We start from the raw sequence: 17,112 nt of genomic DNA, 5'->3' as shown, positions 1-17,112 counted from the left end.
CAAAAGTTTACAGTTTCGAACTGTCCGTCTCTTCTTCCACTTGATACAGTGGCGTACTGAGATAACGTTCTCCGTTTGACGGGATGATCGCCAGAACCGTTTTTCCTTTGCCGAGACGCTTCGCTGTTTTTAAAGCAGCCGCAATCGCAGCACCGGAAGAAATACCTCCGAGAACTCCGTTCGATTTCGCTGCACGACGGGCATGATCAAACGCTTCTTCCGTCGTCACCTGCTCGACGCTGTCGTAAATCTGCGTATCGAGAATCGACGGGACAAATCCGGCTCCGATTCCCTGCAGTTTATGCGGTCCCGGTTTTCCGCCTGAAAGAACAGGAGAATCGGTTGGTTCAACCGCAATGATTTCGATGCCCGGGAAAGCCTCGCGCAATACTTTTCCCGCCCCTGTGATCGTACCGCCCGTACCGATACCGGCGATGAACGCATCAAGTGTCAATCCTTCAAATGCTTCAACGATTTCCGGTCCAGTCGTCTTTTCATGAACAACAGGGTTTGATTCATTATTGAACTGTTGCGGCATGAAATAACCATGTTCTTCCGCTTCTGCCGTCGCTCGAGCAATCGCACCCTTCATTCCTTCCGGGCCGGCTGTTAAAATCAACTCCGCACCGTACGCACGAAGTAGAGTTCGACGTTCCATGCTCATCGTTTCCGGCATGACAAGAATCGAACGGTATCCTTTAGCAGCAGCGACCATTGCGAGTCCGATTCCCGTGTTTCCACTTGTCGGCTCAATGATGGTATCGCCTGCTTTTAAATGACCCGCTGATTCTGCCGATTCGATCATCGCTAAAGCGATCCGGTCTTTGACGCTTGACCCCGGATTCATATATTCCAATTTCAAATACACGTCCGCATCTTCCGGTCCTGTCAAATGATTTAATTTAACAATCGGCGTGCGGCCGACTAAATCCAATACTGAATTCGCAATGCGCATGACCATTCCTCCTCATAATGAAAAGCTTTAATTCCAAGTAATCCGATAGATCAATTATCCACGGACTGGATGAACATTGTCAATCAAAGCGCTTTACTGTCGGCTTTGATCCGTTTTCCGACTGTTTTTCGACTGCTTCCCGAATCAGACGGTCAAGGGTTTCTTTTTCATGACCCTTACGCATCGTCTGATACAGATCGGCACGTGTAATCTCTTCATCTCCGACCGTCGCGACGACATCCTCAAGCGGTCCGCCGATACTGTCCTGAACGATCTTCGGTGAATCGACTTTCGGCAATTCGCCCATGAATGCATAGGCACCCGTCATAAAATTCGTCAGCAACAAAATAAAAATCAACATCCACAAGTACTTAGAGTTTACAGTTCCCATCTTCAGACCCTCTTATGCTCTTTCGAGTGATTTTTCACGAAGCGATTGTAATTCTTCGACATCGTATTGGTAATGTTCCGAACAGAAGTGACAAACCGCTTCCGCGCCGCCATCTTCGTCAATCATCGCTTGGATCTCATCCGGCCCGAGTGCCACGATAGCCGTTGCTAATTTTTCACGCTCGCACGTACAGTTGAAAGCAACCGGAATCGTATCAAGGATCTCAAATGATTCACCGAGAACCAGGCTCAACATTTCTTCCGGTGTTTTTTCTTCACCGACCAAAATCGAGATCGGTTTGAGTGCTGCCACACGTTGTTCGAGTGCCGCAATCGTTTCTTCCGATGCACCCGGCATCAATTGAACAATCAGACCGCCTGCTGCAATGACTGATTCATCTTCCGGATACACGAGGACACCTGCTCCGACGACCGACGGACTTTGCTCGGAGACGGCGAAGTAATACGTAAAGTCTTCGCTGATTTCACCGGTTTGAATCGGCGACTGTCCACCGACGAAATCACGGAGACCTAAGTCTTTGATAACCGAGATATTTCCGCGACCAACAGCGTCGCCGACTTTTAATTTCGTCAGACCGTCACCATTGACGTACGTATCCATCTCGACACGCGGATGGCTGACGTATCCGCGAACTTGTCCTTTTGCATCGGCATCAACGATGATTTTTCCGATTGGACCATCACCTTCGACTTTTAATGTGACGCGGGTATCCCCTTTTTGCATCGTTCCCATCATGGCGCCGATCGTCAATGTCCGACCGAGTGCCGCCGTGACGACAGGTGTCGTCTGATGACGGAGTTGTGCTTCATATACCGTTTTTGTCGAACGGATTGCAAAAGCACGGACTTCACCGTTAAATCCTAGTGCTCTGACCAAGTAGTCATCTTTTAGTTGTGCCAATAATTCTTCACGTTTCATTATTTTTCCCTCACTTATTTCGTTCGTAGATAATCCGCAACCCGTCAAGCGTCAAAAATGGATCGACGATTTTAATCGTTGCAGATTCCTCACTGATTAGTCGGGCAAGTCCACCTGTCGCAATGACAGTCGCTTCTCCCATTTCCTCTTTCATCCGATGGACGAGTCCATCGACTTGCGCGACGTATCCGAAATACGTTCCAGACTGCATCGCATGTACCGTATTGCGGCCGATCGTCGACTGCGGTTTGGCAATCTCAATCCGCGGTAATTTCGCCGCCTTATTATAAAGTGCTTCTGTCGACACCATGACACCCGGTGAAATGATTCCACCGTAATAGCGTTTTTGTGCATCGATATAACAATAGGTCGTTGCTGTTCCAAAATCGACGATGATCAAAGGACCATCGTATTTGACCGTCGCTGCGACGGCATTAACGATCCGGTCGGCTCCAACTTCTCTTGGATTATCGACTTTCAAGTCAAGTCCTGTCTTGATTCCGGGTCCGATTACGAATGGACGCCGGTTGAAATAACGGACGCACATGTTTTCGAGCGGAAACACGACAGGGGGTACGACAGATGATAACACGATTCCCTCAATGTCTTCCACGTTTAACTCTGCATCACGAAACAGTGCTTTCACCAGCATGCCATATTCATCGGTTGTCCGGGTCCGGTCCGTAGCAATCCGCCAATGTTGCAGAAGGGTTTGTTCATCATATACCCCAAGGACGATATTCGTATTTCCTACATCGATTACTAAAATCATCTGATTCCCCACTTTTCTCTGACGATAACTGAATTATACGCTGTGATTATACCATGCAGATTGGTCATCACCTATCGAAGTGCGTGCTGCGAATCGGTACCACTAAAAAAGAGATCAGCACTCCAGTTAGGAATGCTGACCTCTCACGCGAACGAATCATCCGTCTCATTTCTGCTGTCTTTTCTGTCAAACAGACAGGAAGAAATCAAAAATCAGATTTGATCATCCCGACGTGGTTGATCTGGATTTTCCGTATCGACATTTTGCCCTTCATCGATGACAGAGCCGCGTTGCGTCGGAGATTCTGTCGGTTGATCGATGACAGGTGTCGTCGATTCCGGCGTTTTCTCTTCTGCTTTTGGTTCTGTAATAGCGGCAGGCTCATGCTTTTTGTATTCGCCTGTCTCTAAGAGATGGTGAATTTGTTTTTGATCCAGTGTTTCGACTTCAAGTAACGTTGTTGCAATCAAATCAAGCTGATCGCGTTTCTCCGTTAAGATCGTCTTCGCTTTTTGGTAACACTTGTTGATGATCGCTTGAATTTCCATATCGATTTCATGGGCAATCGCATCTGAATAGTTCTGTTCGTTTTGGAAGTCACGTCCTAAGAAGACATTTCCGCCTTGACCGGAACCAAACTGAAGCGGTCCGAGTTTTTCACTCATTCCGAATTCCATGACCATCTTACGGGCAAGACCTGTCGCACGCTGGAAGTCATTGCTTGCTCCAGTAGAAACTTCACCGAAGACGATATCTTCCGCGACACGACCACCGAGTAATCCGGTGATTTTGTCTTCAAGTTCCGGTTTTGTCATGAAGTAACGGTCCTCTTTTGGAAGCATGATGACGTAACCGCCAGCATTTCCGCGGGGAACGATTGTTACTTTATGGACTTCATCCGCATCATCGAGTGTTACACCGATGATGGTATGACCGGCTTCATGCCACGCCACGATTTTTTTCTCTTTTGGTGAAATGATCCGACTCTTCTTCGCAGGTCCTGCGATGACACGGTCGATCGCTTCTTCCAAGTCAACGATTGAAATCTTGTCGCGGTCCGTACGGGCTGCGATAAGTGCTGCTTCGTTCAAGAGGTTTTCAAGATCCGCACCCGAGAATCCCGGTGTACGTTGCGCAATGGCTTTTAAATCAACCGTTGTATCGAGCGGCTTGTTGCGTGCGTGTACTTTAAGGACCGCTTCACGTCCGACGACATCCGGACGCTCAACCGTAATTTGACGGTCAAAACGACCTGGACGAAGTAACGCAGGGTCCAGGATGTCCGCACGGTTCGTTGCGGCAATCATGATGATCCCTTCGTTTTCACTGAATCCATCCATCTCAACGAGAAGTTGGTTCAATGTTTGTTCGCGCTCATCATGTCCACCACCGAGACCGGCGCCACGTTGGCGACCGACGGCATCGATTTCATCGATGAAGATGATACATGGTGCGTTTTTCTTCGCATTTTCAAACAAGTCACGGACACGGGATGCTCCGACCCCGACAAACATCTCAACGAAGTCAGAACCTGAAATCGAGAAGAACGGGACGCCGGCTTCACCAGCTGCGGCACGTGCCAACAGCGTTTTACCTGTACCTGGAGGACCTACAAGGAGGACACCTTTTGGAATACGGGCACCGAGACGGGCAAACTTGCGTGGATCTTTCAAGAATTCAACGACTTCGACGAGTTCTTGTTTCTCCTCGTCTGCTCCTGCCACGTCGTCAAATGTAATCTTTTTCTTTTCTGTATCGTACAGGCGCGCCTTCGATTTACCGAAGTTCATGACACGACCGCCGCCGCCGCCACCTTGTGCTTGATTAATCAAGAAGAAGAATAGGATGAAGATGATGATGAATGGCACGATTGTCGTCAATAGCGCAATCCAACCACCGTTTGTTTCTGCTGCTTTAAAGTCCATCTTGACGTTTTGACTGCGCAATTGCGTGTACAAATCCGTCAACTCTGTATCAACAGCCGGTACGACCGTTTCATATGTCGTATCTTTTTCACGTAATTCACCTGTGACGTTGTACGTCTGTCCCTCATATTGGAACGTCGCCGTCTTCACATCACCTTTTTCAACTGACTCGACAAACTGTGTGTAATTGATTTCTTTGCTTTTGTTCACTGGACTCTGCAAGTATTGCAGAAACAAGATCAAAGCTAGAAAAATGACCCCAAACACAAGGGTATTCTTCACTGCTCGGTTCATCGTAGGCCTCCTCTCCGCATCAATTGATTGATTTTCTTCAATCGATACGAATCCTAACGCGGCAAAGCGCGCTTTGTAATTGGTTTCATCTTATCATGTGACAGTCAAGATTAAAAATAATTAGCCACCGTAGACTGCTGGTTTCAAGACACCAACATAAGGAAGGTTACGATATTTTTCTTCATAGTCCAGACCATAACCAACAACGAACTCATGTGGAATGACAAAACCGCTGTAATCGGCATGTAAATCGTTTTTACGACCGCTTGGCTTATCAAGCAATGTCACGATTTTCACAGATTTCGCTTTCCGGTATTTAAAGAGGTCCACGAGGTAGCCTAACGTTAATCCGCTGTCGATAATATCTTCGACAATCAGGATGTCACGTCCTTCTACAGAGGTGTTTAAATCCTTTTCAATCTTGACTTCACCTGTTGATGTTGTCCCGCCGTGGTATGTCGAGACATCCATGAAGTCCATTTCAAGATGCATGTCCATCTTTTTGACGAGATCTGACATGAACGGCATAGCGCCTTTCAGGACACATACGAGGAGTGGGAAACGATCTCCGTAATCTGCTGTCAGTTCACCGGCGAGTTCACCGACTTTATGTTGGATCTCTTCTTCTGAAATCAGTACTTTTTCCATATCATTCATTAACGTCATGCTGGGTATTCCTCCTCCATTTTAAACACTACATTACCATTCTATCATTAAACACGATTCTGCGAGGAGTTCAAATGACCCGAATATTGCAATTCGATGTCCAATGACCGCCAGAACTTGTCCTGCCGCATCCACGACAACCGGAATTTCTGCCCGCGATGCCCGCGGAACCTTCGCATCCACAAGAATACGACTCACTTTTTTCGTGCCGACCGCCAGTCGAATCCGATCACCCGGCAAGACGCTCCGGATCGTCAGCGGAAACTGGACGGCCGAAAACGGAATGCCGGTCGTCGTGCGAGAGAACGTAATCGTTTGTTCACCATAATGATAAGTGCCCAAATCGATTCCCACTTCCAGTGCTTCCGGAAGCAGGTTCTTTTCCGGACAACGGACACATGTCACATAGCCATATGTACGCTGAATCCTCCAGTTTCCATAATACACTTCACCGGACGGCATATCTACTCGTAACAATGTCAAAAATCGATTGTAGTCTTCGGAAGTGAAGTCGTGGTCAGGCAACAAGGCACGCAGAACGAGCCGCCTGAAGTCAGTAGGCAGTTTTTGAATCGCCTCCAGAGGCAGTCCGCGATCCGTCATCTGTTCCTTGACGTATGACGTGACATACTTCAAGTGTTCCTGTTTTTGCTCGTAACGAACCATCGCCGCCTGAACCGTTGCTTCTTCATAGCCCGGACGAAGTTCTGCGAGTAACGGCAGGAGCCGGTGCCGCATCTGATTCCGCAAATATTTGGTGCCGGCATTCGTCTCGTCTTCATGCCAGACGACTTGACGGGCTTTGGCATAGTCATACAATTGTTGTTTCGAATACGGCAACAACGGCCGATGGATCTGTCCTGTCGCAAAAGAACGGATTCGGGGAATGCCGTCGACGCCGGCTTCTCCCCGGATCAACTGAATCAACAGCGTCTCCAGTTGATCGTCCCGGTGATGCGCTAGGACGAGGTGCCGGCGTCCTGTCTCCGCCATGACCTCTTGAAAAAAGGCATACCGTCTCGTCCGGCAAGCTGCTTGGCTCGGTGCTTGACCTTCCCACTCGAGACGGGTCATCCGAATGCCTACTCGTCTCGCCTCCGCCCAAGCGCGGACAGCTTCCGCTTCTTCATCCGATTCTTTACGCAGACCATGATGAACATGAACAATCATGAGATCATGATTCGCTTCATATAAAAGGTGCGCCAGTACCATTGAATCACAACCGCCGGAAACAGCAACCAATAAAGGTTCTTTCGGAAGATGAATCTCGAATTCCATGCCCGGTCCCCCTTAATGAATAAAATCACTTAAACGAAAAAAGCTACCTCTATATAAAATAGAGATAGCTTTTTTACAGAATGACCCGTACGGGAATCGAACCCGTGTTACCGCCGTGAAAGGGCGGTGTCTTAACCGCTTGACCAACGGGCCAAAAAAATATGGTAGCGGCGGAGGGAGTCGAACCCACGACCTCACGGGTATGAACCGTACGCTCTAGCCAGCTGAGCTACACCGCCATATTTTGAACGCGTGCGTCTTAAGCACATTTTCTATAATACGGTGGAGTCAAATAATTGTCAACGCTTTTTATAAAAATAATTTTAAAAAAATAAAAGATGGAATGAACGGCGTCATTCCATCTCTATTCTTATAAAGAACAGGTCAGCAAGTTATTGACGTTTAGCACCGCGTCCGCCACGTTTTGAATCGGTTTGTCGTTTCAATGTCGCAAGACGATCTTCACTATCTTTGAGGAAACTAGTCATCAACGTATCGAACGTTTGCTCTTTGCGTGGAGCTGGTGCGCCACGGCCACCTTTGTTAAAGCCACCACGGTTTCCACCGCCGCCACTTCCGCCACGTGGTCCTTTGTTATCGAACGAACGTGGTCCACGGTCTTGACCTGCCGGACGTGGTCCGCGATCAAATTGACGAGCTGGAGGACGAGGACGTTCGCCTTCTGGACGATCGACTGCTTTCTTAATCGAAAGACCGATTTTACCGTCGTTCTCTACACTCAACACTTTAACCGTGATTTCTTGTCCGACTGTCAAGACATCATTGATATCTTTAACGTAAGAATCTGCTACTTCACTGATGTGAACAAGACCTGTCTTACCCGTCGGTAATTCTACGAACGCGCCGAAATTGGTGATGCCTGTAACTTTCCCTTGTACTTTGCTGCCTACTTCAATCGACATAAATTGTATTGCTCCTTTTTAGTTGATTCTTTCTTATTATACGAGTGATTCTACATTTTTTCAATCAATCGAGAACCTTCGTTTAATCTTCCGGTGAAAAATAGAAAATTGTTTCGCCTTTTTTCGAGTACAGTAGTTCACTTCTCGCTAAGTTCGCAACATACTTCTTATCATTCAATCGTTCAATCTCTTCTTTCAGACGAACCGTTTCTTTTTCTGCCTTCGCCTGTTCTTGGTTCGCTACCTGAAACGACTGCTTCTGTTCAGCGATCAGTTGTTTTTTCTCGATATATGACCACCCCATCAGGGACAGGACAATAAGAAAGATCGACATACAGACTAAGAAGCGCCTCTTCAGACGTAAACGGTTTTCGATTGCATTTTGACTCAACTGTTTTTTCCGGTCATTCAGCGGTTTGATCTTGGGCGGAGTATCACGCCCTGATTCCAATGGTGCTGGCATATCATCCCTCCTTATCCGAGTGGTCATCTCTGACACTCTCTAGTATACTTCCTTTTTCAACCAAATTACATCGATTCTTCGGAATTCACTTTTTCTTCACGAATGATTTGATACATATCCGACGCTTCTTCTTTTTTCGCATGTTCTTTGATGCTGTCGATTTGAACCGTGACAATCTTATTTCCGAAGCGGATTGTCATTTCATCCCCGACTGCAACCGTACTGCTTGCTTTTGCGACAAGTCCGTTGATTTTGATACGGCCTTGGTCGGCAACCTCTTTCGCCAGGGTCCGGCGTTTGATTAAACGAGATACTTTTAAAAATTTATCGAGTCTCATGACTGTTCCTCCTGCTTTGATTGATTCCATAAGGCATCCTGTTCCGTAAGCGATAATTCTGTCAACGGACGATCAGCCAATTGTTCCATCCGTGTAAAACGGCGGATGAATTTGTCATTCGTTTGTTGTAACGCATCTTCTGCCGATAACTCCATATACTTGCCGACGAGAGCGAGTGAGAACAGAATGTCGCCGAATTCACCCAACTGCTCCTCTGCCGGAGCCTCTTTTAATTCTTGAATCTCTTCTTGGACTTTATCCAGTGCACCGGCAACCGTCTCCCATTCGAATCCGACCCGGGCGACCTTTTTTTGAATCTGTTCTGCGCGCAACAAGGCGGGTGCTCCCTTAGTGACACCATCCAACAGATAGGTCCGGTCCGATTTTTCCTGGGCCTTGATTTCCTGCCAGTTGTTGACGACGTCCGCAGCCGAGTCGACTTCTACATCTCCAAAGACATGCGGGTGTCGGCGGATCATCTTATCGCTGACACTGCCGATAACGTCCCGGACATCAAAATATCCTTCATCGAGACCGATTTGAGCATGGAGCATGACTTGGAGCAAGACATCCCCTAATTCTTCTATCATTAAGTTATCGTCCTGAAGGTCGATTGCTTCCAGTAATTCGTAAGATTCTTCGATTAAATGTTTTTTGAGCGATTCGTGCGTCTGCTCCTGGTCCCAAGGACAGCCGCCTTCTCCCCGCAACCGGGCGATGATGTGCTTAAGTGTCGTGAAGTCACGATTCAAGACCGTTTGATCGGTGACAGGCGGTACATAAACCGTTGTCAGGTTACTGAGTGTCGTGATGTGATCCAGTTCATGAAGCGGAACCGTCGTTACGTGTTGCCGACTTGTCCCTGCTGCCGTTACCAGTGTCACATTATGTTCGTCGGGATAACGCTCCATCAGCATTACCTTTAAATCACCTGCGACCAATTGATCATAGACTTGTCCGATCAGCAGATGCTGGCGGATCTGCGCTTCATCGATATCAAAGGCTGTCGCATCGAGTAATTGAAATCCTTCAATCGGATCAACGCCGACTGCGGCAAACATCGGGTCAAGGAAACTTTGACCGCCGATGATGTCCAGATGTTCCGTTTGCGCGAGTAACTGTTGGACCGTACTCTCCGCGACGAGCGGATGACCCGGAACCGCATAGATGATCGGTTCCTTTTCAGCTTGTTCAAGTAACGTCGCCACAATTTCACGGTAGACGCCTTCAAACTGATCATGTTTTTCGTACACGGAATCAAACGATGTAAATTTCATTCCCTCTGCCATCAATTCTGAAACGACAGGATGATCTGCCGTTCGCAGGTAAATCGGTTGTTTTGTTTCTTTCAGTCGTTTATAGATCCCGTACGGTAACTGTTCGAGTTCCCCGACGCCGAGGCCGACGACTGTAATCTGATGTATCATATGATCCTCCTATGCTGATGCATTCGATATAATTTTTCCCCAAACGGCAACAATGCCCATTCCCGTTCCGTCAATACACCCATCCGTAAGGCAAACAGACAGAAAACACCTGCTCCACCCAAGACGAGTAAACCCACCTCGAGTGTTGCTCCGATCCGGTTTTCCCAGCCGGACAGGCGAAACAGTTGTTCGATGATGTATAAAAACAGAGCCATCGGAATGACGGCCTTCAAAAGACGAACGTAAAAAGGACGTCCTGCCGTCACCCGGCCAAACTTTCGATTGAGCAACAACAGCTGGGCTGCCGCCATAACCGCAAACCCACCGAACGTCGCCATACCGGCACCGACCATGCCATACAGGGGAATCAAGTAAATATTGAGGCCGAGTTTGATTAACAGACCCGCGACCACGCCGACGAACGCATATTTTTCCGCATCGACGGATTGCAGGCACGATACGATGATCATGGACAGGGAGGCCGTGAAAGCCGTTGCCGCCAACCAGCTGAGTGCGGCTGTCCCGTTATCATCCTGATACAAGGCGATGTTTAACGGACGCATGACCCCAACGAGTCCGACGGTTGCCGCAGCTGCTATCAACAGTCCGGACCGCAACAGGGTCTCAAGATGCAACTTTGTCGCTGTGTCATTACGTTTCCGGTATTCCATCAATAACGTCGGAACGCTCGCCAAACTGATCGAGGTCGCGAACAAAATCGCAAACTGCAACAGAGGGTATCCTCGGTCAAAAATCCCTTTTTCAATCTTCGTCTCCATTGAGTCTCCGAGTAAGTTGACGAAGGTCAGTCCGTCAATCAGTTGCATCAGCAGCAAAGCGAGCGATGCGATACTGACTGCGAGACCACTCGTCAACAAAACACGTCCGACACGCCGGAGATGACGACCTGAGATGACAGGACGACCGATTTTTCCTTTCGCAAAGCGTAACAACAGGGCGAGCGACGCAATGCTTCCGCCGAGTGCTGTCATATGCGCGTTTGCGCCGACTTGATAAGGATTCGCTCCGGCTTGCACACCGTAGTACGTCACGATCAGCAATAAACAGACCCGAACGGCGTTTTCCGTGATTTGCGAGAACGCCGTCGGACGCATTTCAAGATCCGCTTGAAACATTCCGCGCAATACAGCAATGACCGGTAACAGATAGAAGGTAAACGTGACGGCACGGAGCGGTTGAACAAGTTGTTCGTCACCGAACAAGGCAGCGACTTCAGGAGCAACCCACCAACCAATCGTCCCTAATGTCAGCGACATCGCGAGCAGGACAAAGAAAATCGACCATAAGACTTCGCGTTTTTCTTCCGGATGATGCAACGTCAACTTGGCTACGACGACCGGTAAAGCGTAAATACCGAGTGCCGCCGCGATGGCAAAGACCGGATAAACGGTTTGATAGACGTATAAACCGAAGTCCCCCGCCATATTTTGATACGGAATCCGGTAAAAGAAACTCAACAATTTCGAGACATAGCTCGAAATGGCGAGCAGGGCTGCCCCCTGCGCAATCGTCCTTCGTTGACTCATTGTACGATCCGGCGGTCAATCTCAGCCAGTAACCGTTCGGCTTGCTCTGTCATCTGTTGTACGGTTTGTTTGCCGCGGTTTAGTGTCAATACCAGCTTTCCTTCTTCCTGCCCCATACCAAGACCACGTCCGATCGGAACGGTCCATTTCACGAAATCCGCTACATCCAACGTTTGTGTCGTCTGTTCAGACAAGACGATTTCGATTTTCGGATCTGTTTGTTTGACCCGTTCGACCCGTGCCCGTTCGGCAAAGATTCGCATTCGTGTCAATTGAATCAACCGTGCGACTTCAGTCGGGAATTCTCCGAAACGCTCCAACATTTCCGTTTCCAGTGATTCCAGGCTTTCCGGTGTATCGACATACTTCAAACGTTTGTAGAACTCGATTTTGAGTTCCGAGTCCGCCATATAGTGGCTTGGAATATAGGCATCGAGGCTGAACGTGAAGTCCGGAACGAATTTCTGAACTTTTTTTCTGCCCTTCATCCGTTCTTTCCGTTCTTCGACCGCTTCCGACAGCATTTGTGAGTACAAATCAAATCCGACAGAATCGATGAAACCAGATTGTTGTGAGCCGAGTAAGTTTCCGGCACCGCGTATCGATAAATCGCGCATCGCAATCTTAAATCCGCTTCCGAGTTCCGTGAATTCCTTGATCGCTTGCAGACGGCTCTCCGCGACTTCCGTCAATCGTTTTTGCGGACGGTACGTGAAGTAGGAATAGGCGACACGACTCGACCGGCCCACCCGACCGCGTAATTGATACAACTGCGACAGACCCATCTGATCGGCATCGTTGACAATCAACGTATTGACGTTCGGAATGTCAATTCCCGTCTCAATGATTGTCGTACTGACCAGGACGTCCGCATCCCCTTCGAAGAAAGCAATCAACTGACTTTCAAGTTCTGTTTCCGTCATCCGCCCGTGGGCAGTGACAACACGTGCTTCCGGAACGAGAGCCCGGATTTCTTCCGCTTTCCGTTCGATTCCTTCGACACGGTTATAGAGAAAGAAGGCTTGTCCACCCCGTCCAAGTTCACGTTCGAGTGCTTCGCGCATGACGATTCCGTCATACTCCATGACATACGTCTGGACCGGATAACGATTTTCCGGCGGTGTCTCGAGGACTGATAAATCACGGATCCCGATCATCGACATATGCAGCGTCCGTGGAATCGGGGTCGCCGTCAGTGTCAGCACATCGACATTCGTCTTCAACTGCTTCAACCGTTCTTTATGCTTAACACCAAAACGTTGTTCTTCATCAATAATCAGCAACCCGACGTCGGCAAACTGGACATCTTTGGACAGGACACGATGGGTGCCGACGACGACATCAATTGTTCCTTCCTTCAAGCCCTTTTTCGTGGCTTTCAGTTCCGCTGCCGAGCGGAAACGACTCATGACGGAGACGTTAATCGGCCAGTCACTGAAGCGTTCGAGCATCGTTTCATAATGCTGTTGGGCGAGAACCGTCGTCGGAACGAGCAGTGCGACCTGTTTGCCTGCCATGACTGCTTTAAAGGCAGCCCGAATGGCAACTTCCGTTTTCCCGTAACCGACATCCCCGCATAACAGACGATCCATCGGACGCGGGCGCTCCATGTCTTTTTTGATTTCTTCGATCGACCGGAGTTGGTCGACGGTTTCCTCGTAAGGGAAGGATGCTTCAAAAGCCTGTGTACTGTCATCATCCTCGGGGAAGGCAAAGCCGACGGCCGCTTCACGTGCCGCGTACAGCTTAATCAGTTCATCCGCGATATCCTCGACGGATTTTTGAACCTTCGCCTTGACCTTCTTCCATTCCATCCCACCCAGTTTGTAAATCTTCGGCTCTTTCCCTTCCGCCCCGACATACTTCTGGATTAAGTCGATTTGATCGACCGGGACATACAGGGAATCCTCACCGGCATAAATCAAATGCAGGTAGTCTTGGTGATTGCCGGCGACATCAATCGTCTTGATGCCGTGATAACGACCGATTCCGTGATGGATATGGACGACGTAATCACCGGTCTTCAGTTCCTGATAACTTTTGATTCGTTCGGCATTCGTCAGTTTCGTCGTTTGTTTCCGTCGTCGTGCCGGCTGTTTAAAGACTTCTTCTTCCGTGATGACGACAAGACGGGCGTTTGTCATCTCAAATCCGCCATGAATACCGCCGATTAAGATGGACGGATGTCCGCGACGGATTTCATCTTCCGTCGTATGCAGAGACGCTTCGACCCCGTAATCGGATAACGTCTGCCGCATGCGTTCCGCCCGTTCCCGGTTGCTTGCCAGAAAGACCATCCACATATCCGCCCGACCATACCGGTCGACTTCCTGTTTCAATCGTTCCATCTGTCCATGGAACGGAGCAATCGGCTTAATACTGAAATGAATCGCCGCACTTTCCGGCACACCGCTACGCCGTGTCGGAAGCAACGATAAATAAAGCAATTGCCGTTGCTTGAACACATTCAGCATCGGAACCGATAACGTATAGTCACTGACACTTTGTCCCCGTTCGATCAACGAAGCCATCCATTCCGCTTCTTCTGTATCCTGCACTTCGGCCGCTTCTTCAATCCGGGCCACTTCATCCACAATCAAAACAGCATCCTTAATATCGTCAAGCAACGTCGTTTCATATAAAAGCGGCGCATACTTCGCGAGTTGTTTCGGACGGTCCCCGCCTTCAAGCACTTCGACGTCATAGGCAATTCCTTCTTCAAGGGCAGCCAATACTTCCGTACTTTGAACCCGTTCCTTCGTCGCATCATACAGACGGCGTAACTTGTCACCCGCCGTCTTCAATCCTTCGCGTGTTGCAAAATGTTCCGTCGCCGGAGGCACTAACGCTTCTGCGATGACACCAAGTGAACGTTGGGTCTCGGCATCGAATGTATAAATCGAATCGACTTCTTCATCAAATAAGTCGAGCCGATAAGGACGTTCGACAGTCAACGGATATAGATCGATGATGCTTCCGCGGACCGCGAATTCTCCGGGCGTCGTCACCGTCGCTGTCCGTTCGTATCCGGCATCGACCAATTCCTGAATGAAGTCCGGAATCGATAAGACATCCCCCGGTTTGATCCGTTTCGTATGATCTAAAAAGTCAGATGCCGTCGGAACATATCGTCTCAGACCGACAAGCGGAATGATTAAAATACCGTCGTCCGTCGTCAACAGACGATGACGGGTCTCGATTCGGGTTGCCCGAAGTTCGGGGCTTGCGCCGTATGATAATTCAGCGGCAAGCGTTTCGTCGACCGGATACAACATCACGTCCTGCTCGGGAACAAGTTCAATTAAATCATCATATAATTTTTGAGCCTGGAACATGTTATGAGTCACGATGACGAATCGTTTTTTCGTCTCTTGGTAAATGCCAGCGATGAATAACGCTTTCCCGCTATTCATCAGGCCCGTGATCAGTTGGGCATTGACCCCGTCGCGGAACCGTTCCCGGACGGTTTTGATCTCCGGAATACCGAGTAACAGATTTTGTAGTTGTTTCATACTTTCCCTCCTAGGACGACAGCAAAAACGCTTTGGTCACCCAAAGCGTTTTGTTCAGTTATAGCGATTCATCAAAGCTAAAAACGGTGTATCGATGAAATCAGTTGCGATATTAACGGAATCAGACAACACATGTTGCAACGTCGTCTGTTCTGATTTGGCAAATGGCATCAAGACCCAGTCGATGACTTGAATCGGGGCCGGCGGACGGCCGACTCCGAGTTTCAATCGTTTGATGTCTTGTGTTCCTAAATGTTGAATCAACGATTTGACTCCGTTGTGACCACCGGCACTCCCTTTTGAACGCAGGCGCATCTTCTCAAGCGGCAAATCAAGATCATCATAAATGACAAGGACATCTTCGACTGCGATTTTGTAGAAATCGAGCAACGGACGGACGGCTTCTCCCGATAAATTCATATACGTCAATGGTTTAACGAGAACGACCCGTTCCCCTTTAATCATTCCCGTTCCGAAGACGGCTTTAAACTTAGACTCTGTTAATTTTATGCCATGTTCCTTGGCGAGGGCATCAATAGCCAAAAAACCGATGTTATGCCGTGTATTCGTATATTTTGCACCTGGATTTCCTAAACCGACGATACATTTCATATCGGCACCTCCTCTACTTTTCCAATCTGGATCCCGCTGACGAAAAAAGCAACGCACAAGGGTCCGATTTTTAAAAACCGGACCTTGGCGTTCATATCTGTTTGTAATCAGCTGAAGAGCGGGCTGATTGATTTTTGTTCATGGACACGGATGATGGCTTCTGCCAACAAGCGTGCAACCGAGATTTGTTTGATTTTGCTTGCACATTCACGTTGCGTCAAATCGATTGTGTTGAGAACGACGAGCTCTTCGATTGCCGAGTTTTCGATACGTTCCATGGCTGGACCGGAGAGAACCGGGTGCGTACAGCAAGCGTACACTTGCTTCGCTCCGTTTTCGATCAAGGCATTGGCAGCAAGCGTGATTGTACCCGCTGTATCGATGATGTCATCGATGATGATCGCAATTTTACCATCGACTTGGCCGACGATGTTCATGACTTCGGCGACGTTCGGTTTCGGACGACGCTTATCGATGATCGCGATTGGTGCTTTTAATTGTTCAGCTAATTTACGTGCCCGTGTTACGCCGCCATGGTCTGGAGAAACGATGACGAGTTCGTTCGGGTCGATGTTCTTCTTCTCGAAGTAAGAAGCAAGCAAGGGAACACCCATTAATTGATCTACTGGAATATCGAAGAATCCTTGGATTTGAGCAGCATGAAGATCCATCGTCACGACGCGTGTCGCACCGGCTACTTCAAGCAGGTTCGCTACAAGCTTCGCTGTGATCGGCTCACGTGAACGGGCTTTGCGATCTTGACGTGCATATCCGTAGTACGGGATAACGACGTTGATCGTCCGGGCCGAAGCACGTTTCAAAGCGTCGATCATGATGAGAAGTTCCATCAGGTTTTCGTTGACCGGTTGGCTTGTCGATTGAATGATGTAAATATCATCCCCACGGACGCTTTCTTCGATGTTCATTGAAATTTCGCCGTCACTGAAGTGTTTGACTGAACTTTCGCTGACAGGAATTCCGATGACTTTAGCGATTTCCTCTGCCAGTGGTTTGTTCGAGTTAAGTGCGAAAATACGAATTTCATGTTCTAAGACAGTAGACATGGTTAG

Annotated in this window: 15 protein-coding genes and 2 tRNA genes; all 17 read right to left on the bottom strand. The window is 48.6% G+C overall.

What is annotated here, in order from left to right:
- Positions 1-7: 7 nt before the first annotated feature.
- Positions 8-955, bottom strand: a complete 948-nt coding sequence (gene cysK, locus EXIG_RS00410) for a cysteine synthase A (RefSeq protein WP_012368969.1) — start codon at positions 953-955, stop codon at positions 8-10.
- Positions 956-1,034: 79 nt separating this feature from the next.
- Positions 1,035-1,346: a SurA N-terminal domain-containing protein gene (locus EXIG_RS00405; protein ID WP_012368968.1), complete on the bottom strand. Its 312-nt coding sequence runs from the start codon at positions 1,344-1,346 to the stop codon at positions 1,035-1,037.
- A 12-nt stretch (positions 1,347-1,358) separates the two neighbouring features.
- Positions 1,359-2,285 (bottom strand): Hsp33 family molecular chaperone HslO, encoded by a 927-nt coding sequence (hslO, locus tag EXIG_RS00400; protein ID WP_012368967.1) that lies wholly within the window; start codon positions 2,283-2,285, stop codon positions 1,359-1,361.
- A 10-nt stretch (positions 2,286-2,295) separates the two neighbouring features.
- Positions 2,296-3,057 (bottom strand): type III pantothenate kinase, encoded by a 762-nt coding sequence (locus EXIG_RS00395; protein ID WP_012368966.1) that lies wholly within the window; start codon positions 3,055-3,057, stop codon positions 2,296-2,298.
- 212 nt (positions 3,058-3,269) lie between these two features.
- Positions 3,270-5,276 (bottom strand): ATP-dependent zinc metalloprotease FtsH, encoded by a 2,007-nt coding sequence (gene ftsH, locus EXIG_RS00390; RefSeq protein WP_012368965.1) that lies wholly within the window; start codon positions 5,274-5,276, stop codon positions 3,270-3,272.
- Between the two features lie 120 nt (positions 5,277-5,396).
- The gene (hpt, locus tag EXIG_RS00385; RefSeq protein WP_012368964.1) at positions 5,397-5,942 is read right to left on the bottom strand and encodes a hypoxanthine phosphoribosyltransferase; all 546 of its coding nucleotides are present in this window, start codon (positions 5,940-5,942) and stop codon (positions 5,397-5,399) included.
- A 33-nt stretch (positions 5,943-5,975) separates the two neighbouring features.
- On the bottom strand, positions 5,976-7,220 hold the full coding sequence (gene tilS / locus EXIG_RS00380; protein WP_012368963.1) for a tRNA lysidine(34) synthetase TilS: 1,245 nt from the start codon (positions 7,218-7,220) through the stop codon (positions 5,976-5,978).
- An 81-nt stretch (positions 7,221-7,301) separates the two neighbouring features.
- Positions 7,302-7,373, bottom strand: a tRNA-Glu gene (locus EXIG_RS00375).
- Between the two features lie 9 nt (positions 7,374-7,382).
- A tRNA-Met gene (locus EXIG_RS00370) sits at positions 7,383-7,459 on the bottom strand.
- Positions 7,460-7,612: 153 nt separating this feature from the next.
- On the bottom strand, positions 7,613-8,143 hold the full coding sequence (locus tag EXIG_RS00365) for a S1 domain-containing RNA-binding protein (RefSeq protein WP_012368962.1): 531 nt from the start codon (positions 8,141-8,143) through the stop codon (positions 7,613-7,615).
- A gap of 82 nt (positions 8,144-8,225) precedes the next feature.
- The gene (locus EXIG_RS00360) at positions 8,226-8,606 is read right to left on the bottom strand and encodes an FtsB family cell division protein (protein ID WP_012368961.1); all 381 of its coding nucleotides are present in this window, start codon (positions 8,604-8,606) and stop codon (positions 8,226-8,228) included.
- Between the two features lie 65 nt (positions 8,607-8,671).
- Positions 8,672-8,944 (bottom strand): RNA-binding S4 domain-containing protein, encoded by a 273-nt coding sequence (locus tag EXIG_RS00355; protein WP_012368960.1) that lies wholly within the window; start codon positions 8,942-8,944, stop codon positions 8,672-8,674.
- Positions 8,941-10,371, bottom strand: coding sequence for a bifunctional methyltransferase/pyrophosphohydrolase YabN (gene yabN / locus EXIG_RS00350; protein WP_012368959.1), 1,431 nt, complete (start codon positions 10,369-10,371; stop codon positions 8,941-8,943). The genes EXIG_RS00355 and yabN overlap by 4 nt, the downstream gene beginning before the upstream one ends.
- Positions 10,368-11,918 carry a polysaccharide biosynthesis protein gene (locus EXIG_RS00345; RefSeq protein ID WP_012368958.1) on the bottom strand — a complete coding sequence of 517 codons (1,551 nt, stop codon included), beginning with the start codon at positions 11,916-11,918 and terminating at the stop codon, positions 10,368-10,370. The genes yabN and EXIG_RS00345 overlap by 4 nt, the downstream gene beginning before the upstream one ends.
- Entirely contained in the window at positions 11,915-15,430 is a 3,516-nt protein-coding gene (mfd, locus tag EXIG_RS00340) for a transcription-repair coupling factor (RefSeq protein WP_012368957.1), read from the bottom strand. The genes EXIG_RS00345 and mfd overlap by 4 nt, the downstream gene beginning before the upstream one ends.
- 54 nt (positions 15,431-15,484) lie before the next feature.
- Positions 15,485-16,042, bottom strand: a complete 558-nt coding sequence (pth, locus tag EXIG_RS00335; protein WP_012368956.1) for an aminoacyl-tRNA hydrolase — start codon at positions 16,040-16,042, stop codon at positions 15,485-15,487.
- A gap of 107 nt (positions 16,043-16,149) precedes the next feature.
- Positions 16,150-17,106, bottom strand: a complete 957-nt coding sequence (locus tag EXIG_RS00330) for a ribose-phosphate diphosphokinase (RefSeq protein WP_012368955.1) — start codon at positions 17,104-17,106, stop codon at positions 16,150-16,152.
- Between the last annotated feature and the right edge of the window lie 6 nt (positions 17,107-17,112).

The organism is Exiguobacterium artemiae 255-15 (assembly GCF_000019905.1).
GTDB classification, from domain to species: Bacteria; Bacillota; Bacilli; order Exiguobacteriales; family Exiguobacteriaceae; genus Exiguobacterium_A; species Exiguobacterium_A artemiae.
This window is presented reverse-complemented; position numbering and strand designations above follow the sequence as displayed.

Bases quoted from the DNA above. Each gene is read 5' to 3' on its own strand.
- hpt (WP_012368964.1), bottom strand. From the start codon at position 5,942: ATGACGTTAATGAATGATATGGAAAAAGTACTGATTTCAGAAGAAGAG.
- hslO (WP_012368967.1), bottom strand. From the start codon at position 2,285: ATGAAACGTGAAGAATTATTGGCACAACTAAAAGATGACTACTTGGTC.
- mfd (WP_012368957.1), bottom strand. From the start codon at position 15,430: ATGAAACAACTACAAAATCTGTTACTCGGTATTCCGGAGATCAAAACC.
- EXIG_RS00365 (WP_012368962.1), bottom strand. From the start codon at position 8,143: ATGTCGATTGAAGTAGGCAGCAAAGTACAAGGGAAAGTTACAGGCATC.
- EXIG_RS00355 (WP_012368960.1), bottom strand. From the start codon at position 8,944: ATGAGACTCGATAAATTTTTAAAAGTATCTCGTTTAATCAAACGCCGG.
- EXIG_RS00405 (WP_012368968.1), bottom strand. From the start codon at position 1,346: ATGGGAACTGTAAACTCTAAGTACTTGTGGATGTTGATTTTTATTTTG.
- yabN (WP_012368959.1), bottom strand. From the start codon at position 10,371: ATGATACATCAGATTACAGTCGTCGGCCTCGGCGTCGGGGAACTCGAA.
- cysK (WP_012368969.1), bottom strand. From the start codon at position 955: ATGCGCATTGCGAATTCAGTATTGGATTTAGTCGGCCGCACGCCGATT.
- EXIG_RS00345 (WP_012368958.1), bottom strand. From the start codon at position 11,918: ATGAGTCAACGAAGGACGATTGCGCAGGGGGCAGCCCTGCTCGCCATT.
- EXIG_RS00330 (WP_012368955.1), bottom strand. From the start codon at position 17,106: ATGTCTACTGTCTTAGAACATGAAATTCGTATTTTCGCACTTAACTCG.
- EXIG_RS00360 (WP_012368961.1), bottom strand. From the start codon at position 8,606: ATGCCAGCACCATTGGAATCAGGGCGTGATACTCCGCCCAAGATCAAA.
- ftsH (WP_012368965.1), bottom strand. From the start codon at position 5,276: ATGAACCGAGCAGTGAAGAATACCCTTGTGTTTGGGGTCATTTTTCTA.
- tilS (WP_012368963.1), bottom strand. From the start codon at position 7,220: ATGGAATTCGAGATTCATCTTCCGAAAGAACCTTTATTGGTTGCTGTT.
- pth (WP_012368956.1), bottom strand. From the start codon at position 16,042: ATGAAATGTATCGTCGGTTTAGGAAATCCAGGTGCAAAATATACGAAT.
- EXIG_RS00395 (WP_012368966.1), bottom strand. From the start codon at position 3,057: ATGATTTTAGTAATCGATGTAGGAAATACGAATATCGTCCTTGGGGTA.